At 37.5% G+C, this 26,622-nt stretch carries 25 protein-coding genes; 8 read left to right on the top strand and 17 right to left on the bottom strand.

The window, feature by feature from the left end; translation table 11 throughout:
- Nucleotides 1-18: 18 nt before the first annotated feature.
- The 16 genes from J4051_RS11100 to hemN form a co-directional block, all read right to left on the bottom strand.
- Nucleotides 19-867, bottom strand: coding sequence for a hypothetical protein (locus J4051_RS11100; RefSeq protein ID WP_208233944.1), 849 nt, complete (start codon nt 865-867; stop codon nt 19-21).
- 297 nt (nt 868-1,164) lie between these two features.
- The gene (locus J4051_RS11095) at nt 1,165-1,560 is read right to left on the bottom strand and encodes a hypothetical protein (protein ID WP_208233943.1); all 396 of its coding nucleotides are present in this window, start codon (nt 1,558-1,560) and stop codon (nt 1,165-1,167) included.
- Nucleotides 1,561-1,632: 72 nt separating this feature from the next.
- Nucleotides 1,633-2,415, bottom strand: a complete 783-nt coding sequence (locus tag J4051_RS11090) for an ABC transporter permease (RefSeq protein ID WP_208233942.1) — start codon at nt 2,413-2,415, stop codon at nt 1,633-1,635.
- A complete protein-coding gene (locus J4051_RS11085) occupies nt 2,408-3,115 on the bottom strand; it encodes an ABC transporter ATP-binding protein (RefSeq protein WP_208233941.1) in 708 nt (235 codons plus the stop codon). The genes J4051_RS11090 and J4051_RS11085 overlap by 8 nt, the downstream gene beginning before the upstream one ends.
- A complete protein-coding gene (locus tag J4051_RS11080; protein WP_208234053.1) occupies nt 3,102-4,307 on the bottom strand; it encodes a nitrous oxide reductase family maturation protein NosD in 1,206 nt (401 codons plus the stop codon). The genes J4051_RS11085 and J4051_RS11080 overlap by 14 nt, the downstream gene beginning before the upstream one ends.
- 202 nt (nt 4,308-4,509) lie before the next feature.
- Nucleotides 4,510-4,950: a nitrous oxide reductase accessory protein NosL gene (locus J4051_RS11075; protein ID WP_208233940.1), complete on the bottom strand. Its 441-nt coding sequence runs from the start codon at nt 4,948-4,950 to the stop codon at nt 4,510-4,512.
- A gap of 65 nt (nt 4,951-5,015) precedes the next feature.
- Nucleotides 5,016-5,630, bottom strand: a complete 615-nt coding sequence (locus J4051_RS11070; protein ID WP_208234052.1) for a hypothetical protein — start codon at nt 5,628-5,630, stop codon at nt 5,016-5,018.
- Between the two features lie 245 nt (nt 5,631-5,875).
- Nucleotides 5,876-7,843 carry a Sec-dependent nitrous-oxide reductase gene (gene nosZ / locus J4051_RS11065; protein WP_208233939.1) on the bottom strand — a complete coding sequence of 656 codons (1,968 nt, stop codon included), beginning with the start codon at nt 7,841-7,843 and terminating at the stop codon, nt 5,876-5,878.
- A 33-nt stretch (nt 7,844-7,876) separates the two neighbouring features.
- Nucleotides 7,877-8,446: a fasciclin domain-containing protein gene (locus J4051_RS11060; protein ID WP_208233938.1), complete on the bottom strand. Its 570-nt coding sequence runs from the start codon at nt 8,444-8,446 to the stop codon at nt 7,877-7,879.
- A 68-nt stretch (nt 8,447-8,514) separates the two neighbouring features.
- A complete protein-coding gene (locus J4051_RS11055; RefSeq protein WP_208233937.1) occupies nt 8,515-9,003 on the bottom strand; it encodes a c-type cytochrome in 489 nt (162 codons plus the stop codon).
- Nucleotides 9,004-9,352: 349 nt separating this feature from the next.
- Nucleotides 9,353-10,612: an alginate export family protein gene (locus J4051_RS11050; protein ID WP_208233936.1), complete on the bottom strand. Its 1,260-nt coding sequence runs from the start codon at nt 10,610-10,612 to the stop codon at nt 9,353-9,355.
- A 58-nt stretch (nt 10,613-10,670) separates the two neighbouring features.
- On the bottom strand, nt 10,671-11,393 hold the full coding sequence (locus tag J4051_RS11045) for an SCO family protein (RefSeq protein ID WP_208233935.1): 723 nt from the start codon (nt 11,391-11,393) through the stop codon (nt 10,671-10,673).
- Nucleotides 11,394-11,398: 5 nt separating this feature from the next.
- Nucleotides 11,399-12,175, bottom strand: coding sequence for a formylglycine-generating enzyme family protein (locus J4051_RS11040; protein ID WP_208233934.1), 777 nt, complete (start codon nt 12,173-12,175; stop codon nt 11,399-11,401).
- A 138-nt stretch (nt 12,176-12,313) separates the two neighbouring features.
- Nucleotides 12,314-13,759 carry a copper-containing nitrite reductase gene (gene nirK / locus J4051_RS11035; RefSeq protein WP_208233933.1) on the bottom strand — a complete coding sequence of 482 codons (1,446 nt, stop codon included), beginning with the start codon at nt 13,757-13,759 and terminating at the stop codon, nt 12,314-12,316.
- A 181-nt stretch (nt 13,760-13,940) separates the two neighbouring features.
- Complete coding sequence (locus tag J4051_RS11030) at nt 13,941-14,771, bottom strand: universal stress protein (protein WP_208233932.1); 831 nt, start codon at nt 14,769-14,771, stop codon at nt 13,941-13,943.
- 95 nt (nt 14,772-14,866) lie between these two features.
- Nucleotides 14,867-16,231 (bottom strand): oxygen-independent coproporphyrinogen III oxidase, encoded by a 1,365-nt coding sequence (hemN, locus tag J4051_RS11025; protein WP_208233931.1) that lies wholly within the window; start codon nt 16,229-16,231, stop codon nt 14,867-14,869.
- A 222-nt stretch (nt 16,232-16,453) separates the two neighbouring features.
- On the opposite strand from hemN, the gene J4051_RS11020 reads away from it, so the two are divergent.
- The 7 genes from J4051_RS11020 (at nt 16,454) to J4051_RS10990 (ending at nt 22,697) form a co-directional block, all read left to right on the top strand.
- Nucleotides 16,454-17,035 carry a superoxide dismutase family protein gene (locus J4051_RS11020; protein ID WP_208233930.1) on the top strand — a complete coding sequence of 194 codons (582 nt, stop codon included), beginning with the start codon at nt 16,454-16,456 and terminating at the stop codon, nt 17,033-17,035.
- Nucleotides 17,036-17,134: 99 nt separating this feature from the next.
- Nucleotides 17,135-17,665: an RNA polymerase sigma factor gene (locus J4051_RS11015; RefSeq protein WP_208233929.1), complete on the top strand. Its 531-nt coding sequence runs from the start codon at nt 17,135-17,137 to the stop codon at nt 17,663-17,665.
- Between the two features lies 1 nt (nt 17,666).
- A complete protein-coding gene (locus J4051_RS11010; protein ID WP_208233928.1) occupies nt 17,667-18,482 on the top strand; it encodes an anti-sigma factor in 816 nt (271 codons plus the stop codon).
- Nucleotides 18,483-18,829: 347 nt separating this feature from the next.
- A complete protein-coding gene (locus J4051_RS11005; protein WP_208233927.1) occupies nt 18,830-19,519 on the top strand; it encodes an HNH endonuclease in 690 nt (229 codons plus the stop codon).
- A gap of 1,031 nt (nt 19,520-20,550) precedes the next feature.
- Complete coding sequence (locus tag J4051_RS11000) at nt 20,551-20,931, top strand: hypothetical protein (protein WP_236027384.1); 381 nt, start codon at nt 20,551-20,553, stop codon at nt 20,929-20,931.
- A 243-nt stretch (nt 20,932-21,174) separates the two neighbouring features.
- On the top strand, nt 21,175-22,332 hold the full coding sequence (locus J4051_RS10995; RefSeq protein WP_317192713.1) for an alkaline phosphatase family protein: 1,158 nt from the start codon (nt 21,175-21,177) through the stop codon (nt 22,330-22,332).
- Nucleotides 22,333-22,403: 71 nt separating this feature from the next.
- Nucleotides 22,404-22,697, top strand: a complete 294-nt coding sequence (locus J4051_RS10990) for a cupin domain-containing protein (RefSeq protein WP_208233925.1) — start codon at nt 22,404-22,406, stop codon at nt 22,695-22,697.
- A 6-nt stretch (nt 22,698-22,703) separates the two neighbouring features.
- On the opposite strand, the gene J4051_RS10985 is transcribed toward J4051_RS10990, so the two are convergent.
- Nucleotides 22,704-24,263: a serine hydrolase gene (locus J4051_RS10985; protein ID WP_208233924.1), complete on the bottom strand. Its 1,560-nt coding sequence runs from the start codon at nt 24,261-24,263 to the stop codon at nt 22,704-22,706.
- A gap of 274 nt (nt 24,264-24,537) precedes the next feature.
- Between J4051_RS10985 and tnpA the strand changes: the two genes are divergently transcribed.
- Entirely contained in the window at nt 24,538-24,990 is a 453-nt protein-coding gene (gene tnpA, locus J4051_RS10980) for an IS200/IS605 family transposase (RefSeq protein WP_208233923.1), read from the top strand.
- Nucleotides 24,991-26,622 lie beyond the last annotated feature (1,632 nt).

The raw sequence follows: 26,622 nt of genomic DNA, 5'->3' as shown, positions 1-26,622 counted from the left end.
TTTGTAAAAAAGGATGGGTTAAAATTCAAGCTCCAAATAAAGGGAACTCTTCGGATGTTCTTCGGTGACATTTTCACCTTTCAAAACCTCATCAAAATCATTCAACAACTTTAGATTGAGTACCCAATAGCCAGTCATGGTTAAGGACAAATTCCCCTCATACATTTTCTCTGCCAAATTATAGTTCAAATCGGTATTGTTAGGTGAACTGTGATTTCCCATTCCTGGCATGCGTGGATCCAAGGTTATTTGATAATCTGCAACAACTGGAAATGACATCATGCTTTCCATTTGAAACAAACCCAATTTCAACTTGTTAATAGCTATTTTAGGAGATCTTGGCTCTATCATAGCAATGATATAGCGTTTGTCATCGGCACCCATAAAACTGGTCACGTTTTGATACTCGCTTTGCATCACGGTAATATCTGAATGGACAGAATAATTAATGGCGTCTATTGTATAATCAACTTTTAAAGACCACCCTGACCCATCGAGATTAGCCATTTGATAGACAATAAATCCCTCATAAAGTGTTTTCTGACCCAAAGATTTAGTAATATCAGATTTTGGAGACGAATGTTTCATTGTGGACATTTGCATTACGGGCATCCAAGATATGGAAGCGTTTTCAACATAATTGTTGGTGGCATTGTCCTTGATTCGGATAGTTATTGCATTATAACCGGTTTCAAATTTACCAGAAGTGTTGAATAATTCGACAGAATGTGTAGCGTTGGTCAGTTCTTGTATTTTTTTAAGATTTTCAACCTCATTGATGATGGTGTCTGAATTATCGTCATCACTCGAACATGACACTGTAAATAAGGTGATAAAAAGAATTGGGATGATATATTTTAGTTTCATTTTTTTGAGTATTAAGTTTCATTGTTGTTCGATATAAAATCAAGACCTGATTGTAACTAATTAACAATTAGATATTGTTTCAGCTAAAATTGCCCAATCAATTTCCATAGAAATGGTTTCTAAAGAGTAAGGAGTCATTTTGAAAATCAAGTAACATCCTATGTTTTGAATAGGTTTATAACTAATTATATCATTTATCGGACACTAATGATAAAGTTTAAAAAAGTTCTAAAGTCCCCTGCTCGCGTGTAAAAACAAGCCAGAAAAGGAAAAAACAAGGTTTTTATACCTAAAAAATTAACTAAAGTTGGGTGGTGGGGTATCAATATCCTGATACTGAAGAAGAATGGACGGTGTGTATCCAAAAGGTATGTTCTTTGTTGCAGAAAAGATCTCCGTTTGAGTTTCTGCCACTTGAATTGTATACAAACAAAAGGCATCCAAGGACATACGCCTTGTTTCTTGTGCTGGCAAGTCGGTATTGGAATCTGGTGTACTTTCTACAATCTGTTTGGTCAATTGACATTTCCCATTACAGCCTTGTTGGTCGTCTTTTTGAATACACAGGTTTTTTGCGATGACTGCTTGATTTGCCAAAAAATCACCTATAATCATTAGAGTATTGATATTATGTGCAAATAATATAAACACCAAAACATAGGCTGTAATTTTATGTGCAATGGTAGTAATCATGGTACAAAGTTAAGTATCATATTCTAAATTTTATATGATAATTATCACAATCCAATTCCAATCACTAAAAGTTTAAAAATCCTTTTTCTTGGCTTTCATGGTGATTCTCAAAACCGGTAAAATCACCCACAAAGTCAATGCCGAAAAAGATACGATCAATCCGAAATTGGTTCCAAAAAACTGCTTGAATACCGCGCCGGTATAACCTAACAAGGCAGAAATGTCCAACTTAAGCAAGATTAAAGTACGAGATAGATCTATGGGGTTTAACATGGTTCCAATTAAAGAAAGTTTGTCCAAAGGATAATCTTCAAAAATAATCAGTGACATTAGGAAGATGCCATCATAAATAATGGCTAAGAACAACCATAATAAAATGGCATAACCAAAACCTTTAATTCTATTTTCATTGGATAAAGCGATATTAAAGGCCAAAGCTGTAAATATGAGGGTCAGAAATGTTCCTGTTATAAGTAATAAGGAAAAATCCCAAATGGCATTGGACATAAACAAACCGTAAAAAACAAACGGGATGCCCAATCCTAAAATCAAGCTCATGGACAGCGAAATGGCTACACCGAGATACTGACCCAGGAAAATCGATGATCGTTTTAAGGGTTGTGCCAATAACAGCTCTGTAAATTCCTTGGAATTATAATAGTACATGACGCCAAAAATGGTTCCTATTAGAGGCACCAAAACAATAATAACGTTCATTAAGGTGATGACCGCTTTGGACAAGTCGTTGTTTAAAAACAACAACACAACACCAAGTAATAAGTAAAATGCAAAATACACGTAGCTCCAACGGCTGCGCATTAAATCGTAAAAACTATATTTTAATATTTTAAACATGATTGTCTGTTAATATGGATGCGATGGCATGTTCGAAATCCGGTTGATTGGTTTTGTCTCTAAGTTCGGTAATCGTTCCTTTAAAGTATATTTTACCCTCTAAAAGGAATACAATTTCATCTGAAATCTCTTCAACAAAACTCATGATATGCGAGGTGATCAGAATGGTTTTACCTTTGGCTTTCTCTGCCTGGATCAATTTTTTTAATCTTAATAATGAAATGGGGTCTAAACCTGAAGTTGGTTCGTCCAATATCACCAATGGACTATCAAACATAAAGGTTAATACCAAGTTTACTTTTTGTTTGGTACCACCCGAAAGATTTCCTAATTTTTTATCTAAAAAAGGCTCTAATTTAAACAAGCTGATTAATTCCTGATCCAAGTTAGTCTTGCCACGTAGATCTTTAATCATTGTAATTAATTCTTTCACTCTTAAGTTGTTGGGGAAATTGGCGATTTGGGGTAGATAATCTATTTTGTGTCTGTAGTTAGAATCTTTTTTTATGTTCTCACCTAACACAGAGACATCCCCTTTGTTTGGAATTACCATGCCCAACAAGCATTTGATCAAGGTTGTTTTGCCAGATCCGTTTGGACCTAAGACGGCGAAAATCCCACCTTCTCCGATTTCTAAATTGAGGCCACTTAGAACCTCATTTTTTCCAAACTTTTTATACAATTCCTTAATTTTTATCATGGTCTATGCGTTTCATTCTTGGATTTTCATCCATCAAATCATCTGGGGTGAAAACTGGGGAAACCTTTTCTGAGAAATCTATAAGATCAATAAATAGACTTCGCAATAAAATTATGGCTTCTGGGGTTCTATTCACTATATATGAAAAAAGCTTTACGGGTCGGTAGGGCACATCGCCTATGCCGTCTTTGTCCAAATCGTAGCCTGTATAATTACTCCAAAAATTATTATCAAATTTATTGTCGTGGATCCTTCCATTATAGGAAATATCGAATGAGTTATATAGGAAGTTGTTTTTAATAATTTGATTTTCATAACAAGCACCTTTAACTCTTATGGCATAACCATTGCTTATAAAATCGTTGTTGGCATATACCAAACGGTTACTCCCTTCAACCGTTATTCCCACCGTATTTTCTATAAATTTGTTGTTTTTAAGATTAACGTCGGTTACCTCCTTCAACAGTAAACCATAAGATGCGGTTCCCCAGTTTTTAGTAATGACATTGTGTTCCACCTCCATGAATTTCGAAAACATCAAAGCTATTCCAGCACCATTGGTTTCAAAAACATTATTGCGCACTTTGTTATTATTACTAAACATGAAATGAAGTCCATATCGCACGTTGTTTTTGGTGAAATTATCAGTGATGGTTATATTATCAGAGAATTCAAGATAAATCCCATCACGAACATTTCGGACATCATTACCTCGTACTTCCACATTACTACAATGCCACAAATGGATGGCATTACCTGAATTAAATTCAGTCACAGCCTCTCCTTTAACAGTATTGTTCAGAACTTTTCCATTATTGGATTTTTGAAGATAAATTCCGAAGAAGAGTTTTTCAAGATCTAAATTCTGAATGACAAATCCAGAACTATTTACAACGCGTACAGCGGCATAATCGGTGGTATAGCTAACGCCTACATTAATAATTTTAAACCCATCGAGCGTCACGTTGTCCGCGCCTATGGTTATAATCTCGCCTTTTTCTTCCCCATCTATCGTTGGAAGGTCCTCACCGATTAGCGTAATACTTTTATCTATTTTTAAATTGGCCTCCTTATAAATTCCTTTTTTAACCAGAATAGTGTCACCTTCCGATGCCTGCTGAATCGCTTCATGGATTGTTTTGACGGAACAAGAGGAACAAACAGTGATTGTTTTTGCCCATACGCTGGTCATGCAAAACAATACCGCTAAAAAGAAGATTATGTAGTGTTTATTTTTCAAAATGAAGTTAAAATTAAGCTATATGAAGTCATTCTCTTCCGAGAAGATTAAAAAAATAAAACTTTAGAAAATCAGTGTGATTTCGAAATTAATAAAAAAACTTCAGCAAATCTTGGAGATTTTTAGTCATTCAGGAACTGCTGAAGCCCTTTTTCTATTTTATAATTTTCAGGTGGTCCTGAATTTCTTTCCAGGAATAGAGATCTCCAGTGAATTTCTCCCGGGCTTTCTTTCCAGATTCTTCAGTTGAAAATGCTGAAAGATTTTCTCCCATTGGGCTTTGCAATCGTTCACTGACCAAATAAGTGGCCTTTGTAGCATCAATCAACTCACCTGGTGCATTGAGGTCTGCCACTAAATAATAAGCCATTTCAGTATCCTTAAACTCATCCTGTACGGAATGAACCATACATTCAATGGCATCATATTTATAAGCTTTACCTTTTGTAGTCACCAATTGCGAGGCATGTTGCTTGTCCACAATGGTCATATCACAAAAATGACAGGCATCAGACCCGTAATTTATAGGCTGCGGACTCACGTTGCAGGACGCTAATAAAAGACTGATAATACTTAGGAAAAAAAACTGTTTCATTTGTTTATATTTTTATAATATTGGCAATCAAATCAAAATTTGTTCAACACTAGCTTTAGCACAAATTAAGCAACTTTTTTGGATTCCTTTTTCCCAACAAAGAAGGCTACTACAGTAAGCAACATTCCAACAAATATCATATATGCTCCTGTTGCTGGCCAAGAATCCACATCAAAGTTCAGCATCTTTTGATAGCCTATCAGTGGTGGTTTATAGGTCATTGGCGTACCATCTGGATGGGTGTATGCCATAATCGCTTTGGGATCTAGATCAGTACCATAATCAATTAACCATAAATTGAAATCGTACATTCCTAATGCCCCTAAAACAGACATTAATACAAACCACCCAAGGAACCATTTATAGCTCACTTTTCCAAAGAAACCAAGCACACCAATGATGACGCCAAGAGCCACCATAAACCCAATAACCTTTGGAAATACATCAAATTCCCACATCTCTTCAACTTTGGGAATGGTTTTCATCCCAATATAGTGGTTAAGACCATCAATGTTCTGAATATCAAACTCTTCGTTACCTTCTATACCTTGAATATAAATATTCATCCCAAGTGGATCTGGGTACTGTGGTGCGCCGAGCATAATATTCCACAATGGGAATTTAAAGAGACCCAATAATAGCAAGGAGCCTATGATCATTATTATTCCTGCTTTTTTCATAATAGTGCTTCCCATGCAAACGGGAATATTTTTTTTGTTAATACTCATTTTAAAACAGTCTATCTTAATAAACTGTTCACAGCATTAAAAAATCAATTTTGACAATCAATTGTTTAAATTATTTTAGAGATTCCTGCCTACGCAAGAATAGAAAGGCGAGAGCGATAATTCAACTCTCGCCTTATAGTAGGGAAATAAACACTAAAACAAAATTTCCCTAAACTTATAATATTGGTTATTTATATTTAATCTTCATCTAAAGACCAAGACAACTCAATGTCAGAATCTGCTGGTGATACGCGGACATAGCCTTGCATTTCTTGATGAAGCGCAGAACAGAAGTCCGTACAATAGAACGGCCATACACCTACTTGTTTAGGTTCCCAAACCAAGGTCTCTGTCTTACCTGGAACAATCAGCATTTCTGCATTATTAGCTCCAATTACCGCAAATCCGTGAGGGACGTCAAAGTCTTGTTCAAGGTTTGTAATGTGGAAGAATACTTTGTCTCCTACTTTTACACCTTCAATATTATCAGGGTTAAAGTGGCTACGGATCATATTCATATAAATATGAACATTCTTTCCTTCGCGAACGACTTTAGTATCTGAATTAGTAAAAGCAGCATAAGGATGCTTGTTTTCAGCAAGTTTATAGATCTTTCTTGAATTGTTCTTAATCATATCCGCAGGAATGGCAGCAGCATAGTGAGGTTCACCAATAGTTGGGAAATCCAATAAGAGCTCCATCTTATCACCTGTGATATCAAACAATTGTGCCGATTGAGTCAACTCTGGGCCGGTTGGCAGGTATCTGTCTTTTGTAATCTTATTTAAGGCTACAAAGTATTTACCAAACGGTTTACGTGAGTTTCCTCCAGGAATCATTCCGTGACCTACAGAGTAAAATACTGGTTGACGATCTAAAACTTCCCAAGTTCCAACTTTCCATTTTACAACCTCAGAGGAGATGAAGAAGGTGGTATAAGCATTTCCTTTATCATCAAATTCAGTATGTAATGGTCCTAAGCCTGGTTGCTTAACAACACCAGCAAGAATGTCTTCAAAATTCAAGATTGGAATGCCATAAGCCTCACCATCAAATTTCTTGTTCTCAATAGCATCAAGCATTTTGGTAAAACTGTGCACTGTCAAGTCGGCAGAAAGTTTTCCGTTACCAATAATATATTCTCCTGTTGGATCTACGTCACAACCGTGCGGCGATTTTGGAGTTGGTAAGAAATAAACAGCTCCAGGAACGTCCAATGGATTTACGGTCAATACTTCTTTCAACATTGTAGAGGTAGCCGTGTGGGTATGCTCATCCATGACGTTGTGTGCATAGTTGGCAGGAACCATTTTTCCACCGCCATTGTTCACATATTCCTCAATCTTTTTCCAGTTAATGGCTGCGATGAAGTCTTTATCGTTTTGTGATGCGTTAACTTCCAAAAGTGAGTGGGCCTCTTCAGTGTTATAAGTGGTAAAGAAGAACCAACCGTGACTTTTATCGCGCCCAGGGTGAGAAAGGTCATAGTTAAATCCAGGCATTATCAACTGGAATTTAATTCCCATTCTTCCTGTTTCTTGATCAACGCTAATAAACGTTAGAGATCCTTTAAAGTTCCCTTTGTATTCATTGATTGGCATATCTTCTTGTGGGATTGGCACAGAAAAACGTGTTCCGGCAACAACGTACTCGGTGTTTTCGGTAATAAATGATGAACTATGGTTCCCTGCACTGTTTGGAATTTCAATAATTTCTTCAGTTGCAAAGTTTTTCAAATCGATACGTGCAATACGTGGGGTATTGTTTCCATTGATAAATATCCAACGACCATCCAACACTCCATCTGTTTGTGAAATATCAGGGTGGTGAGAGTCATCCCATGGCACGAATCCAAAAGATGTGTTCAACATCGGTTTGGTCTCCTCTGTATAACCATATCCATTTTCAGGATTTTGTGAGAAAACTGGAAGAACTTTTAGCATACGACCTGATGGCAAGCCATAAACACTAAGCTGACCACTAAATCCTCCGGACATAAATGCATAGTATTCGTCGTGCTCACCGGGAGCAACATAGACTCTTTCTGCTGCATTGGTAGCAAGACCACCTTGGCCTTTGCCCGACTTTCTGTCATTTCCATTGTTACAGCCAACCAATCCGGCAGCTATAGCTAAGAAAAATAAAATATTAATTGATTTTTTCATTGTCCTTATTGTTTATATTAAATTGATTTATAGTTAGTTTGCTGGTAATATTACTTTATCCACGACGTGTACAATACCATTTCCGGCTGGAACACTCGCTAAAATTTTAGCGCCACCTACGTATACCTCTTCACCTTTAACCTCTACTGCGGCATCCTCGCCACTAGCCTGCCCGACTTTCTTAAATTTCTTCAAAAAATCCTTTGAGTAGTTACCAGGTGTTACGTGATTCTTAAGGATAAAAGCCAACTTTTCTTGGTTTTCAGGTTTCAAAAGGTCCTCTACCGTTCCTGCAGGTAACGCATCAAAGGCGGCATTGGTGGGTGCAAATACCATTAGAGGTCCGGCGTTAACCAACGAGTTTTCCAAACCTGCTGCTTGGACAGCTGCCACTAATGTGGTATGGTCAGGGGATCCAATTGCAATTTGCAGAACATTTGGCTGTGACTCATCATCTTCAATAAATGCCTGTCCCTGGTTTTTTGTTTGGACATCGCTTTGAGTGGAAAGCTCTTCTGTCGTTCCGGTGGCTGTTTCATTCTTACAAGCTGCAAACAGAAGTAATGTAAATGAAACAAAGAGCATTTTAAGAGTTGTTTTCATACGAGATTAGTTTTTAGATCAAGAAGAAATTAATTCCTTCAAAAGCCGATCGGTTGTTAGTATATATATTATAGAGTTCTAAAATATTCCACCATCTGTCTTGCCTGTTCCTCCGTCATGTGTTGGTTTGCCATAGGCGAACCGTTAAATTCAAGTAAAAGATCATGGGCAAGCGGATCATCTTTAGTCATTTCCTCAGGGTTCAAGATCATATTCATTACCCATTCTGGAGTTCTTCTTTCCAAGATCCCTTTTGGAGCGGGACCAATGAATTTTTTGTCTACTTTGTGACAGGCAGTACAGTTCATGTTGTACACTTCCTCTCCTTTGGCGGCCATTTCCATATCAATCGTTTCACCAAGTTCAACATTTTTGATCGGACCAATACCTTTGTTGGTCAAGTCTACCCTTTGAGAAGCAGGCACGCTGGATACAGCTTTAGTTTGCTCTGTAGGTGCTGGTTTCGCATATGGATCATCTTTCTTTTTTTCTCCATCACCACACCCCATAAACAGCATTACACTTAATACTGTGAAAATTGTTAGTGTTTTTTTCATTTTGTTAAAAATTTAAGTTGTGATAAAAATTTCAGAACTATTTTCACGTGATAGTTCTATTCTTTTTGATTTTATACAACAAATTTAAGTCGATAATCTATTATAAAACATGACAATAATCATATTTCGGATGATTTTGTCCTCTTTACTGTGGTAATTTGCACTAAAGTGATTATAAAACTTACATTTATGAGACATTCCATACTAACCTTCTTAAAAGCAGAACTATAGAAGCCATAGGCAAAACGCAAAAAATCCTTCAAGACCCATATATTGGATATCTTGAAGGATGATCTATGCTAATTTTGTTCGGAATTCCTCTCTTCGGAATTCCAATAAAAACAGTGATTTACTTACTAGTTGTATGCGTGAATAATTTTGGTTTGAACACAAACATGGCCCAAGCCCAATTTGTGGTATTGTTTCTGTTGCCACCTTTTAAGACCTCCATGGTTTCTGTTGCGAACATGTGGGAATATCCCAACTGGAAATCAATATTAGAGGCAATTTTATAGCCAAATGAAAAATCTATTTCAGTGCCTAAATAGTTGTCTTTTTCATTCCCAAAATTGTCCACCACAGTGGCTGCAGATGAAAATAAATGCGGTACCAATTGAAGTGTTACTTTTTCCTTTTGATATTTTAATGGCACACTAATGTCCAATAATCCGACAGAGTTGATATGATTTCCCACATAGAAATAATCCATCCATCCATTGAATTTATGATTGGTACCGAATAATGGGTTAAATGAGTTCATCTTATCTGATGTTGAGTTCATATCGGTCCCAGAAAGCAATTCGGCACCAAGCCCAAAAGTAAATTCTGAATTGATTTGATAATGTAAGTTTCCGGCTAAATTATAAGCACTTAAACTGCGATCGGCAATTTTTCCAGTTTGGAAATAAGCTGAAGCATCACCCTTTAATTGATTTTTCCCAAAGGATACAAAAGCACCAAGTGTCTGATTATAATCTACCTCCTGTTTGCCATTTTTATCAAATGTAAACCCTGTATTGAGTGCCAAAAGGCTCAAGTTTAAATTATCCAAACTGGTATGGTACCATGCATATTGAAATGCCTTGTAATTATTGACATCATAATCGGTTTTGAACAGCGTTTCATCCTCTTCATTCAGTGCAAGACCAATGTCCAATCGGTTTTTAGAATTGGGTTGGTAAGTGGCTATAAACGCATCATGACTTCTCCCCGTCTGTGCCCAATCGACATTGCCGAAAATTCGCGAATCATCATAAATGATTTCCTGACGTCCCATTTTAAATGAAAATTCAGAATCCAATTTAAAAGATGCCCAAGCTTCGTGGATGGCAGTTCCGTTTGCATCACTTGCAGATAAGGTGCTGACCTCTCCCCAAGTTCTGACATTTTGCAAAGAAATATAAGCATTCAGTTTTTCGCTGCCATAGTTAAAATTAAGTCGCGAACGTTGCGAGATAAACGTCGCAGCATCGGCAGCGTCAGGAACTAAGGTTTTGAAGCCATGCCTATACTCAGCACGCGGTCTTAATTGGAGATCGATAGCAAATTCTTGGGCAAAAAATGTCTGGCTCAACATGCCGAAGCACATTAAAAAAATTAGTTTTTTCATGAGTTTTGTTTATTAGAACCTATACTTGTTTGACCTGTTAAGAGTCATGGTTTTTAGCCTATTGAATGGATGCAACCGCTTTTTCTATATTTTGAACAGTGGCATCAGAGTTAACCCCAAGACCTTCTTGCTGAAATACCATTTCACCTTCAGCATTAAAAACGGTGATAATGTTTGAATGTGAAAAGTCAATTGGTGAAATCTTCATATAATTAACCGCTACAACTGCAGCAAATTCTCTGGTATTGTCCTCTGAAGATCGCAAAAACAGCCACGGGTGTTTATCCATGACATTTTCTTCTGCAAAGGCTTTTAGCCGTTCAGGCGTATCTGTAATTGGATCGATACTGACCAGTACCATTTTGACATTTTCTTTAGTACTTTTTGAAAGTCGCTCCTCAATATTCCGCATATCGGCCACTAATCGTGGGCAAGCTGCTTTACAAGAGGTATAGATCATGACCGTAACCAAAACATCACCTTTAAGATCTTCAAACTGAAGGTCTTCTCCATTTTGATTAGTCCAAGTAGATTTTATGTTGAAAATTGAAAGGTCTGAAATTTCATCTGATCTTTTTTCTGATTCTTTTATCGTTTCAATGGGTACCAAATCCATTTTACAAACAGGGCAACTGCCAGGCTCATCGTAGGTTTTATCGCCCTCACATTCCATTGGGCAGTAATACGCTATGGCTTCATCCGATGATTTTGAGCTGTCGTTTTTACAGGCAGTAAATCCTATAAAAAGAATACTACACAGTATAAAAAGTGTTTTTTTCATAATAATTATGGGGTTTCAATATCTTTGGCACATCTAAACCCGAGATTCTTTATCGCGTAATTGGCCTTGATGCTGCCTCTAAAAGCGTAGCGCATGAACGCTGCGTAATTCATTAAATCAGTAGCACCCACGGAGGCGCTTCCGCAGAATAAGTTATTATCTCCGTCTTGATCTTTTCGTGATTCACCCGAGAGCATAACAGAATTAAAATCTGAGGTCCATTCCCAAACTAAACCATGTAAGTCAGAAACACCCCAATAATTTTTTGGGTTTTGCCCAATTTGATTTTCGTTGGATCGAGGGGCTTCATACCAGGATAAAATCTTTTCATTGTAAGATTTCTTGATACGGGCATCCTTAGACGTTTCATCTGACATGGCAGCATATTCCCATTCGTCCATGGTTGGTAAACGTTTGCCCATACAGTCGCAATAAGCCTTAGCTGCAAACCAACTCACATAGGTAACAGGGCTATTTAACTTGGCGTCGTCATTGAGTTCAAAATCATCCTTCCAACTTCTGAGGTACATCCCATCGGCAAAGATTTTTTTAGCTTTGGATTTCTGCCATTCTGGAAATTTCCTTACAAAGTCCATATACTGTTCATTGGTCACCGGATACTTATCCAGATCAAAGTCCTTAACCTCAACTACCGTGGAATCCCGTCCGTATAACGGAATGTATCGGGCGCCATCAATACGTGCCATATCTTCAGATTGCCCAAAACTAAATAGGTGGACAAAAATCAAAACAAAGGACAATCTGAAGAATTTGGTACGCATGATTTGTGGTTTTTATAAATTATTATTTCGGTTGTCTGTTGTCTGTTGTCAAAAAAATCATTTCAACTTCAACTTCTCCCGATAGCTATCGGGATTCAACTTCCTGCCCGACTCCGTCATTCAGGCGGGCAATTTCGACTACTTATTTTTTTCTTTCACTTTCTTCACCATCTCAGTTGTCACCACCGTTTTATTATTGCCCCAGCTATTATAAACATAGGTCATTACGTTGGCAACTTCTTCTTGTGAAATCATTTGTGCGGTCATAATACTGTTGTACTTCTCACCGTTTACGGTAATTTCTCCACTTAATCCGAAAAGCACGGCTTCAATAGCTCTGTCAACATCGGCATTTAGATAATCAGATTTTGCCAATGGAGGGAATGCGCTTGGAATACCCTGTCCTTCCGCTTGGTGACAAGCAATACAGGTTTGACCATAAATCTGTTTTCCGAACTTCATTTGCTCCTCAAAGGATTTTGCAGGAACATCAGATTCTTTAATCTCGCTTGTTGTTGGCATTCTTTGGATACCTGGACCTTCTGGAAGGTAAATATTATCCATCTGCTCTCCAGAGTATATTTTTTCGTTTTCTTCACCAGTCACATTCAACAATCCTAAAGCACCTTTATTGAACGCTCTAAAAATAGAGTGGTCAACCAAAACATACGATCCTGGAACATCTACTTTGAATTCTATCATAGCTGCCCCGCCGGCAGGAATCAACGTTGTTTGGACATTCTCATTGATAAGACTTCCTCCTTCAACGGTTACCCTGTCAAATATTTCTCCAATGACATGGAACGATGACACTAATCCAGGGCCTCCATTCCCCACAAAAAGTCTTACGGTCTCCCCTACTTTAGCGGTTAATGCTCCATCACCAGTCAACGCACCTACTTTTCCATTAAAGACCACATAATCCGCTTTTTCATCAACTGCTTTCTGCATGTCAAAAGGTTGCAACCCACGTTCGCCGTTAGGACCCGCAGTGTAGAAATCGCCCTGCATGACGTAGTACTCTTTATCTACTGGAGGCAAACCACCTTCAGGCTCTATCAAAATAAGACCATACATACCGTTGGCAATATGCATCCCTACAGGAGCTGTTGCACAATGGTAAACGTACAAACCAGGAGCCAATACCTTAAAGGAAAACACTTTTTCGTGACCTGGAGCCACAAAAGAAGACTCTGCACCTCCACCTGGACCATTCACCGCATGTAAATCAATGTTGTGAGGTAGTTTGTTGTCTGGGTGGTTTTGTAAATGGAATTCGATTTCATCTCCAACACGAGCTCTGATAAAACTTCCTGGAACTGAACCTCCAAAAGTCCAGAATACATAACGTACCCCATTTGAAATTTCACCTTCGGCTTCGAGGATCTCCATTTTTACAATAAGCTTTTTTGCTTTGCGCTTGCCCACAGGTTTTGGTACGTGTGGCGGTGCGGTCAATTCCGCAATCATTTCAAGACTCACCGGGATGTCCTCAGCGGCCGTGTATTTTTCTTTTTTTTCTTGGAAACAGCTAAATAAAAATACTGTTGCAATTAATACTGTAAATTTTAGTTTTGATTTCATAGTGTGGTTATAATTGGTTTATGGTTCAAAGTTATTAGTATTTAACAGTACAAAATATGACTTTTGTCATATATCGGACGTTTTTGTCCTAATTAAAAATGTCATGTAACGAACAGCCTTAAAGCCTGCTTGTTACACGACATGAGATATAATTCATCGTCTTATATATCATAAATTTTCTCTATATTTTAAATGTCATTACAGGAAGATTGGCTCGATTTGCCAAATCCTCAGAAATACTTCCTTCAAAAAAATGTGCCAATCCCTTTCTTCCGTGCGTTGGCATGACGATCAAATCGGCTCCAAAAAGATTTGAAAAATTCATAATTCCTTGTTGTATGGAATAATCTGACACATAATGAACCTTGTTTAAATTGTTCATATCCCCTTCCGCTTTCATTAAGAAGTTTGCCACGTTCTTTTCCATTTCAGTTGTGCTTTTAAAATTCTCCCCAGGGACATTCACATACAATAAATGCACATTGGAAGTCTCTCCCAACGTCTTTAAAACACGCTGATAAACGTCCACACTCTTTTCTGTAAAATCTGAAGGGAAAATAACGGTTTCAAAATTGAGATTGGTCGGTTTTTGCTTGATCACAAGTACCGGAAGTTTAGAATGACGTACTACTTTTTCAGTATTCGACCCTACAAAAACCTCTGTAAATCCAGTGACGCCATGAGATCCCATAACAATTAAATCGGCATGGTGCTCTTCAGCAACCTCACTGACTTCACTGAATACTTTAGAATGTTTGACAATTGGAGTCACCTTAATGCCTTTTAAATAGTCTTTACTTAAAAACTCATCAAATTTTTGCTGAGCAAGTTTTAAGAAAAACAACATTTTCGGCTTTGGTCCGTCATTTGAGGCAGTCAATATGGCATCGGACATTTCTAACATGTGCAATGCGAAAATCTCTGCATTGTTTTTTTTCGCCAATATAGCTGCCGCCTCAAGGGCATATTCAGAATATTTGGAGAAATCTATTGGAACAATAATTTTTTTCATAGGTAGGTGTTTTTATTAAAGATAAAAGGTACTAATATTATGTTAAAGTGACAAATGAAAGCCACTATCAAAGTTTGATTTTAATTTTTGACTCTTTATACAGTCATTGAGAACAATTGTGTTTCAGGCTTTTTCCTTTTTAAATGCAAATCAAAGGCCATGCATACATTTCTAACAAATGGTTTTCCCTCCTCGGTAATAGTCAATTGCCCTTCACTACGCACTAACAAACCATCCTGTTCCATTTCTTTCAAATACTCCAAAGTCTCCGGCAATTCTTCAAAATATAGATTTTTTGAAGTCCAAGAGGTCTGAAAATGACACATTAAATTTAGAATGTGTTTCCTGATGATTAGATCTTCAGAATTTAAAATATGGCCTTTCACTACAGGAATGATGCCTTCATCAACCAAATGGTAATAATCTTCAATATTTTTGACATTTTGTGCAAATCCGTACCAGCTATCACTAATTGCCGATACGCCCAAACCAATCATCGCCTTGGTTTTTGAAGCTGTATATCCCATAAAATTACGATGAAGTTGATTTGTAATCATGGATTGGTACAATGAATCTGATTCTAATGCAAAATGGTCCATTCCAATTTCATGATAACCCGCTTCAAAAAGCAAGGTCTTGCCCAATTCATATTGCTTTCTTTTGGCCTCTCCAGATGGCAAATTGCTTTCATCAAAACCGCGTTGGCCATTGCCTTTTATCCAAGGAACATGGGCATAACTGTAAAATGCAATCCGATCAGGTTTCAATAGTTTTGTTTTGGCTATCGATTCTTTGACATGCTCCTTTGTTTGAAATGGCAATCCAAAAATAAGATCATGTCCAACCGAAGTATAACCGATAGCTTTTGCCTGCTCAGTCACCCGTTTGACATTCTCAAAAGGTTGGATTCTATGTATCGCTTTTTGAACGGTTTCATTATAATCCTGAACCCCAAAACTAACTCGCCTAAATCCGAGGTCATAAAAAGTCTGTAAATGCTCTTCTGTCGTATTATTAGGATGGCCTTCAAAGCTGAACTCATAGTCTTCAGCCAAGGTAGCACGTCTTAAAATACAATTGATGAGTAGGCTTAAATGTGTGGGTGAAAAGAAGGTTGGTGTGCCGCCCCCAAAGTGCATTTCTTTTATTATGGGTTTTGATGGCAACAGATCACAATAGAGGTCCCACTCTTTCACTAAGGCATTGATGTACGGAATTTCAACACTATGTTGTTTGGTAATCCGCTTGTGGCAGCCACAAAACGTACATAAACTTTCACAAAATGGTAAATGGATATAAAGGCTCAGTCCTTCCTCTTCATTACTTTCATCAAAAGCCATAAGAAGTGAATCTTTCCATGCTTTCATGGAAAATGTGTCATCAATCCAATACGGAACCGTTGGATAACTGGTATATCTAGGCCCAGCAACATTGTATTTATCTATTAAAGACCTTTTCATTCTTGTTTCGATTAAATCTGATTCAAAAATATTTTAAATACGTTATAAAAAATATGATATAAGTCATATAACCTCTTCCGTTTAAATTAATTTTAGCATAAGATTAAATAGCAACTATTTGAGATGAATCTTATTTTTTACAATCCCTATTGCTAAATACACGTAAATTAACTGTAACTTTAATCCTTCATAATTAAAATTTAAACACTAAAAACTAGAACCATGAAACGAATATCACTGATACTCTTAGCTGTTTTTGCTATGACCATCACGACTTCCTGCAAAAACGACAAAAAGGAAACGAAGACTGATGAAACGAAAGAAATGTCAAAAGAAACCCCAGTAAAAGAAGTCATAAAATTGCAAGTGGCCATGGAAGCCAAAAGCGACAGTCAGGTGAAAGGTAATGCTGTTTTTACTGAAGAAGATGGCATAGTCACTATGGTGGCAGTGCTTAGCGGACTTACCGAAGGTGAGCACGCGATCCACCTTCACGAAAAAGCAGATTGTTCAGCAGCCGACGGGACGTCTTCTGGAGGTCACTGGAATCCAACCAATCAACCTCACGGCAAATGGGGAAGTCCAGATGGCTATCACAAAGGCGATATTGGAAACCTTCAAGCCGATGCCAATGGAAATGCAACCATTACTATGTCTACTGACGAGTGGTGCATTGGATGTGGAGATGCCAATAAAGACATTATAGGAAAAGCCATCATCGTACACGAAGGTGTTGATGATTTTGTAAGCCAACCAACAGGTGATGCCGGCGGACGCGTAAGTTGTGGGGGAATTATTGAATAATCCGTGACGTTAAGAAACAATGACAAACTTAAGCCACTTTAAAAGGTGGCTTTTTTGTTCTCAATTTTAAATTTCCTTAAGAACATCTAAAAACACTATATGCAATTAGAAGTATTGATTTCAAAATTTCAACAAAAGGACGAAAAAGCGTTTACAGAGCTCTACCGTATGTATGGCGATAGCATGCAGGGCGTCATCTACAATATAGTGAGAGATCATGCCATTGCAGAAGAAGTCATGCAGGATGTTTTTATAAAAGCTTGGAACAATGCCAACAGCTATTCTGCAGAGAAAGGACGGTTTTTCACCTGGATCCTGAATATTGCCAGAAATGCTGCCATTGACAAAACGCGGTCCAAAGCATTTAAAAATTCAAGAAAAAACCTGGATGCTGAATATTTCGTAGATATTTTACAACACAGTGATAGTTTAGATGATCAGACCGACGCCATTGGCATCAAAAAGTTTGTGAGCCAGCTTGCCAAAAAATGTATTGAAGTGATTGAACTTTTGTACTTTCAGGGATTCACCCAAAAGGAAGCCTCAGAGACTCTTGACATGCCCATTGGCACCATCAAAACACGAAATAGAAATTGCATTAAGGAACTAAGAACTATTGTACTCAAATAATATGGATATAAACGCTTATATAGCATCTGGAATTTTAGAGCTTTACGTGGCCGGTGCACTATCTGAGAACGAAAACAAAGAGGTGTATCAACTCATGCGCGAACATCCAGAAATACTTCAGGAGGTTTTAGACATAGAAGCTGCCGTTGTTAAACTCACTGCTGCCGCCTCTAATAATAAGAACGCAGGATTGCTTCAAACAATCAAGGACAAATTAACATTTAATACATCAGAGGCCGACACCAAAGTCATTTCCATTGCCAAACCCAAATACAACTGGTTGACCTATACAGGATGGGCGGCAGCTATTATTATTGGTGCTGGATTATTTTGGACATTGAATCAAAATAAAGAACTGGAATCCAATTTAAATACTGCCGAAATAGAAAATGCCTTTTTGGAAGAGCAGATAGCAAACTCCAGAACAAAGCTCGCCGATTCAAAAAAATTGTTGGATTTCTTACGTGATAAGGATATCATCTCAGTACCGTTAGGAGGCCAAGGTGAATTTGCAAACACCTACGCGAAGGTCTATTGGAACAAAAAGGACAACAGTATTTACTTAGACGCTCAAGGACTTCCGGAGGCGCCATCTGGCAAAGTGTACCAAGTATGGTCTTTAAAACTGAATCCGTTAACGCCAACGAGTTTGGGCACTATTGACGATTTCAATACCGACGACAACAAAATATTTGCCATTGCCAATGCCAACGAAAGTGAAGCCTTTGGAATTACTTTAGAACCAGAAGGTGGTAGTGAAACACCAACCATGGAGCAATTATATACTTTAGGAGTTGTAGCGGCACCAGCGCCTTAAAAGCACATACTTTTATAGAATAAGCACCAGCATTTGTTGGTGCTTTTTTTATTAAGATAAACGAGTGTTGACTGGTTTTTAATATTATTCAGTTATGAATTGATCCATTAGTGAACAGCGCTATTTGTATAGAAAACGAGTGTAAATGATATTTGTATCTACCTATGTTTGGGGAATATGAGTATATTGTGTGCTTATAAATATGAGTTGGCAGTAATTTCCCGTAAATTATAAAAATTGACTCCTCAAATTAACCTTTTTTAGACGAGAAAACAAAAATGCAACTGAAAATACGCACAATTGATTTTCAGAACATTAATAAGCCTTAGTTGGAAATAAATCAAAAAATGAGTAAGAGATATATACCACAAAGAATTAGTAAAGCCGTTCAAGAAAAGCATTTTTTTGAATGTGCCTGGTGTGGAACTATCATAACAGACAGACATCATATTGAAGAATTTTCAGATGGAGGCAAGCATTCAATTGAAAATTTAATATTATTATGTCCAAACTGTCATAGACAAACTCATCAAGGACAAATATCTAAAAAAGAATTATTAGAGCGAGTAAACTTACATAAACAGGGAGATAGAATTAGTGGAAGCATTTTTCTTCAAGTTACTAAAAGAAAAGTTATTACTGGTGGGAGTACTTTTATTGATACCCCTATAATAGTTAAATACCAAGAAGAAAATATTATAGAATTTCAAAAACTTAAAAATGGAAAATACACGATAAAAACGAAATTTTATGACATAAATGGAAGATTGATATTTTGGATGAACTCTAACAGGTATTGGTCGGCAGTTCCTTTTATTGTTGAATCAGAACGCAGCTATTTATTTATTAAAAACAGGTGTAATCCGCAATATTTATCAATTGAAATGGAAAATGATGCTATAAAGATGCAAGGAATCAATTTTTTAGGTGGTAATTTTTTACACTTTACGAAAGATTCTATAAAATTCGCTGGAATGGATTATAGCATGAATTTTAAAGTATCTACAATAGGAGGCCTTGTAGCATTTAAATTTTAAGAGGATTAATATTTTAAAACTACTGCAACAGTAATTATAAGCAAGGGCTTTTACTTCCTACTTGAAAAAACCTCAACGACCAAAAGTGTTGTAGGACGGATTTTCCACTGGCAGTTTGCCTTTTGGAATCTCCCGTGTTTATCCCACGCCACAACTAAAACACATTACCGTTAGCAAACAACTGAAAAATGAACAACGAAAGGATAATAATCGGAATTGGGATCTTAATTGGAATTCGTCTCTTTGAAAAAACAAAATGAAATTTTTAGTTAAAGTTTTGATTGGTTTAATTATTAGTTATAAGATGTCATTTCTTGAAAATAAACTTCTGACTAATATTTCCTTTATTGGTTTCGGAATTTCAAGCTTAATATTCTCTGTATATAGCGGAATAAAAACAAAATGGCTGAATTTGATTATAGGAGTTTTTACTCCTTTATCTTTCTTCTCGAAAGTCATGCACTATTCTTATGCGAATGAAATTAAATTATTCATGATTATTCTAATTGTATGCTTTAGTTTAGCTTTTACAAGAAAAGAGAAGTTTAAAACGAATTATCTATTTTAACTATATTAGTTGCTTATGAATTAAGCGAATTTATCAACCTGATTGAGCAATTGTTGAACTGAAAAAAAAGGTATTTTCTAACAGAGATGTGTAATATTTTGTAATCGCCTACTTCGAAAATCCTCCACGCAAAAATGTGTGACAGGGCAGATTTCCCATTGGGAAGTACCTGTTTGAAATGTTCCGAAACCACACCACAACGCATACATAAAACGTTTACCATAATCCTTCCTATTTGCGAAGTAAACAATCTTTTAAAACTAACATTTTAAAAAAAAATCAAAAGAAAAGCTATTAACAAAAAAATGCTAACAACTGATTTTAAAATCATTAAAAAACATTAGTCAAAATTAATACAAATCAAGAATGAATCTCGAATCAATTAAAAAAAGCCTTTCCAGTGGTGGAATTTTTCATTCTGAAACCACAATTTCGGATAAAAAAAACGATCATTGGATACGAAATGAAATTCAAATGGACTTGGATTGCCACTCAATTAAATACGTTTATTGTCGCAACCGATATGGGAGGTGATGAAATCACAATTCCCATGATTGAAAAGCATTTGAACGATTCCTTTAAATTGGCAGAAACCAATTATAAAGGATGGCCACAAGGACTGCAATCTGGCTTAGGTGTCATATCCATTCTGATTTCTTCCAAAATGAATGAAGAAGCAAAAGAATATTGTAGAAAGTTAAAATCCGGAAAAAAATGGGCAGGCTTCACTATTCCTGTAATTTATAATTCTGACAAGAATGAAATCTATAAGTTTCAAAAGAATCCAATTTGGGGAAGAATTTACTATCCTTATTTTAGAAAGTTAATTAGTGGCTTAGAGTAATGCTTTAAAATTGAAGAATCGCAAATTAATTCTTTAAATTAGCATTTCAGTTGTTGCGATAAAGTCATTTATAAACACACCAAAATCTTCACCAATAATTCATACAATATGTTGAAAAGACATTTCATTTTCGGACTTGTTTCCATTCTGTTTTCAATAACGATAGTATCTTGCGGATCAAGCTCAAACTTAGGTACACACTCCCCTACTGTCAATTCTAAAGCTTCTCAAAAAAAGCCTTATGTGCTATTAATTTCCCTGGATGGTTTTCGCTGGGATTATGTAAATAAATATAAACCTCAACATCTCAGTAATTTTGTTGAGAATGGTGTCAGTGCCGAGTCGTTGATCTCAACCTTCCCTTCCAAAACATTTCCCAACCATTATTCCATTGCCACGGGAATGTATCCCGATAATCACGGAATTTTAAGTAATACCTTTTACAGCAATAAGAAGCAAAAAGTATATAGCATCAGAAACCGAGAAGTTGTGACTGATGGCGATTTTTACGGAGGCACACCTATTTGGATGCTCGCAGATAGGAACAATATGGTAACGGCGAGCTATTTCTTTGTGGGTTCTGATGTAGAAATACAGGGTGTAAGACCAACGTATTCTAAAGATTATGATGGAAAAGTAAAAAATGAAACACGGATCTCACAAGTGTTAGAGTGGTTGGCTTTACCAGTAAAACAACGACCACATTTAATAACCATGTATTTTTCTGACATGGACGATACGGGACATAGATATGGTCCTAATAACGAAGCAGAATTACAAAAAACACTCGATAGTTTAGATAAGAATTTAGGCGTCTTACTCACCGGCGTAAAAGCATCCGGTCTGCCCGTAAACATCATTATTGTTTCAGACCATGGCATGGCAGCAGTTGCTACAGATCACCTCATTCCTATCGAAACGGTTCAAAACGATAGTTTATTTCGTTCGGTCGATAATGGGTCTATTGTCAATATCCATCCGAATAATGATACCGAAGTGGACGCAGTATTTCAATATCTGAAAGAAAAAGAAAAACATTTTAAAGTCTATAAGACTGAAGACACTCCAGGATTTGAATACTCCCCAAAAAACAAAGATTGGGGTGCCATCCAATTGATTCCAGATTCTGGCTATTATTTTTCTAATGAAAAAAACATAGCACTTTTAAACCAAAACAACATTAAAACTATTGGCGTCCATGGTTTTGACAGCGACAACAGAGATATGCATGGCATATTTTATACCAATGGTCCAGCTTTTAAAACGGAGCATACAATACCTTCGTTTCAAAACATTGATATCTATCCGTTAATCTGTGACATCTTAGGTTTTGAAGTCCCCGATAACATTGATGGAACTCTAAGCAAAGTGCAAGACGTTTTGAAACCTGATAATGATTGATTAAATTGTAGATGTGAATCATCAACAGAGTTATTACAAACTAAATTCTATCAATTTAAAACTATGATATTATGGAAAAAGTAACGCCACCTAAAGTAAAGACACTTGCCGAAGGCAATGTATTAGTCGCCAAACAAATGCAGGCTGATGCTGGACAGCTATTGCCCGAACATCTTGCCAATCTCGAATCGATTGTTTTTGTTCGTGAAGGCGAATGCGTCTTTAAAATGAACAATGAAGAACGAGTTCTAAAACAAGGGGACACGATTATTGTTCCCCCAGAAGTCAGGCATCAAATTAAAGCCATTACCGATTTTAAGGGGGTTCATTTCATGCCGAAGGAGATCAAATTTAAGTTTTTTTAATCCGTTTTATTTCTGCTTAACAAACTGCTCTGTATGTGTATAATTCGATGGATAGGCACCTACTTGCAAAGATAATGGCCGTAGAGAAAACTCGAAATCCAAAGCTTCTACCTTGCCATCCTTGCCTAAATGGAATTGCATAAATTCTTCACGTTGGGCCGGGTTTTTCCAAACCGCTCTAAACGTGTCGTAGTGCCAATGCTCAAGTTTCGCTTCCAAGCCATCCGTATCCCAAAAATGTAATACTAAATCCTTACCCTGCTTTTTCACTTCTACTCTTCCGTACCCTACAGATTGATACCTACCAATATAGGCATCTAAGTTTAAGCTCGGCTTTGTTTTCAATACTTGAGCTTGATGGATTTTTTCACGTGCTTCCGCGGCTCGTGCAAAAGATTTTTTATAGCCTTGTAAGTAACGATTATTCCAGTCAACATCACTTTTTCCCAAATAGGCATCCATGACCTGATAAGCAACGGCATTCCCCAAGCTATTGAAATTGTTCCCTACGACGATAATTCCCAATTCCAATTCGGGCATGAGGTACATGGCCGTGTTGAAACCATCCGTTGCGCCACCGTGAGTTAGGACTCGTTTTCCATTATAATCGGTAATGGTCCAGCCAAAACCATAACTGCCCTGTGCTGCCATTGCATCTGCTTGTGGACGGGCCATCTGTGGTTTATGGATCTCGTTCATCTGCTTCTCACTGATGATGGTTTTCCCATTATACTCGCCAGAAATTCCCAATTGCATCAACATCCACTTATTTAAATCGTTTATCGAAGCGTTTACACCACCGGCAGGCCCTGCATTGTCCCAATTTCGCCTCGAAATCGGCACTACTTTTCCATCAATTTCTTGATGTGGATAGGCTTGATTAGCGTTGGTTTTTATCTGAGTGATACTGGTAGTTGTCGAATTCATTTCAAGAGGTGCAAAAAGTCGTTCTTTTAAAAAATTATCCCAAGTGCGTCCGTCGACATATTCGATAATTTGCCCTGCTAATGAGTACATGACATTGTTATATACAAAGTCTGAACGGAAAGGTTTTTCCAATTCCATATAGCGCATCTGATACAAAATGCTGTCTCGTGAACTATTGGTCATAAATTGAAGTCTATTACCTAATTTCCGTCCCAAGCCCACCCGATGTGTCAAGGCATCGCGAATAGTGATTTCCTGCGTTACCCAAGGGTCTTTTAGCTGAAACCACGGAATATGTTTGGTGATTTTATCATCCCAATCTATTTTTCCTTCATCTACCAAGATTGCTAGTGCAGCCGCAGTCATGTTTTTACTGACCGAAGCAATACTGAAAATCGTATTGGCATCAACCTTCTCTCCGCTTCCCAAGCGTTTTTCTCCAAATCCTTTCGCATAGATCACTTGGCCATCTTTCACAATGCCAACTGCCATGCCTGGGATTTTCCAATCCTGTCTGCTCGACTCAACCCACGCATCGAAATTCTTAGGCAGCGATTCTTGGGCCACAAGTGAAGTGAAAAATAAACTTAAAAAAACGGATAGTGCGATCTGATAGCGCTTAAAAAAAATAGTAGTCATGATCAATTGATTTTACACAAAGATACTGACAACTTTACACATCTGCCACCGTACGATTAACATCCAATAAATATCGTATTTTAGTGTGATGTTAACCCTGAAGGGACGATATACTGCAACCTATGACGATAGTCATTGGTATCCCCTGAATGGGCGGCATAACCTAACTGAGATAATATCTCTGGTTAGCCCTGAAAGGGCGGCATATTCACCCCAGTATGGCAGCCCTGGGTAGCCCTGGGTAGCCCAATAAGGGCTATAATATTCAAAGCCTATGTCACAATCATTAGTCAAAAACTATCTGCACATTGTATTCAGTACCAAGTACCGTCAAAAATTAATCGATGAATCCATTGAAGACGAACTCTATAAATATCTCGGTGACTCCTGCAACAATCTGGGATGTCGAGCTATAAAGGTCGGCGGACATCAAGATCATGTCCATATTTTATGCTTACTCTCCAAAAACATCACTTTAGCAACGCTTATGTCAAAACTGAAGGCCAATTCCTCAAAATGGATGAAAACACATGGTGAGGCCTATCGTAATTTTTATTGGCAGAACGGATATGGCGCATTTTCAGTAAAAGCTTCAGAAGTCGATGTGGTTATTAATTATATCGCCAACCAGAAAGAGCATCACAGACGCAAAACTTTTCAAGACGAATATCGCGCATTCCTCGAGAGTAACCACATGGAATACGATGAGCGATATGTGTGGGATTAGATGAGAGATGCGGCATTCATAAAGATTGGAAGATAATTGATGAAGGTATATCGCCCTTTCAGGGCTTAATTTCTCTTGACATACATAACTCAAGACTTTCGCCTTGAGTTATGACATGGCGCCCTTTCAGGGCTGTATCCTTTATAGTTATACATTCTCACTTCTCATGGCTACCGCCTTGAGTTATGACATGGCGCCCTTTCAGGGCTACATTCTGTTCTCTGAATTATAATGACGAAAATTATGCGAATCATAAGCTTTGAAAGAGCGTCATATATTAGCATAGTGCGAGACCTATGCTAATAAAAATCACCGATTCTCCATATAGCCCTGAAAGGGCAGCATACACATTATTCCCCAAAACATTCATAACTCAAGATTGTCGTCTTGACTGATGAAATGGCGCCCCTTCAGGGCTGCATCCGGCTTTCTGAAAAACAATTGTATACCTCTCGCATTTCGAGTGCTCTGAAAGAGCGTCATACATTAGCATAGGGCGTAGACCTATGCTAATGGAAATAACCGATTTACCATATAGCCCTGAAAGGGCGACATACACATTATTCCCCAAACATTCATAACTCAAGACTTTCGCCTTGAGTTATGATATGGCTTTATTCCGCTTTCTGAAAAACAATTATATACCTCTCGCATTTCAAGAGCTCTGAAAGAGCGTCATACATTAGCATTGGGCGTAGACCTATGCTAATGGAAATAAACCGATTTACCATATAGCCCTGAAAGGGCGACATATATATTATTCCCCAAGTTTTTAAAATCGTGTAGGCCGATATTTGTACGATATCTGCAACTCCTTTTTAAGAGTCCCTTGACGGTCGATGGAATAAACCCCATTGAAAGTTATGATATGGCGCCCCTTCCAGGGCTGATTTCGCTTTCTGAAAAACAATTATATACCTCTCGCATTTCAAGAGCTCTGAAAGAGCGTCATACATTAGCATAGGGCGTAGACCTATGCTAATGGAAATAACCGATTTACCATATAGCCCTGAAAGGGCGACATACCTATTATTCCCCAAGTTTATAAAATCGCGTCGGTCGGTATTTATTCGAAATCTGCATCTCCTTTTTCAGAGTGCCTTGACGGTCGATAGAATAAACCCTATCGAAAGGTATGATATGGCGTCTCTTCCAAGCTGCATTCCGCTTTCTGAAAAAAAATTATATACCTCTCGCATTTCAAGAGCTCTGAAAGAGCGTCATACATTAGCATTGGGCGTAGACCTATGCTAATAAAAATCACCGATTCGCCATATAGCCCTGAAAGGGCGGCATACACATTATTCCCCAAACATTCATAACTCAAGATTGTCGTCTTGACTGATGACATGACGCCCCTTCAGGGCTGCATCCCGTTTTCTGAAAAACAATTGTGTACCTCTCGCATTTCAAGAGCTCTGAAAGAGTGTCATACATAAGCATAGTGCGTAGACCTATGCTAATGGAAATAAACCGATTTACCATATAGCCCTGAAGGGGCGACATATATATATTATTCCCCAAGTTTATAAAATCGCGTCGGTCGGTATTTATTCGAAATCTGCATCTCCTTTTTAAGAGTACCTTGACGGTCGATAGAATAAACCCCATTGAAAGTTATGATATGGCGCC

Source organism: Gelidibacter pelagius (genome assembly GCF_017581925.1).
GTDB classification, from domain to species: Bacteria; Bacteroidota; Bacteroidia; order Flavobacteriales; family Flavobacteriaceae; genus Gelidibacter; species Gelidibacter pelagius.
Note: the sequence above shows the minus strand (reverse complement) of the source record. Positions and strands in the feature narration are given on the sequence as shown.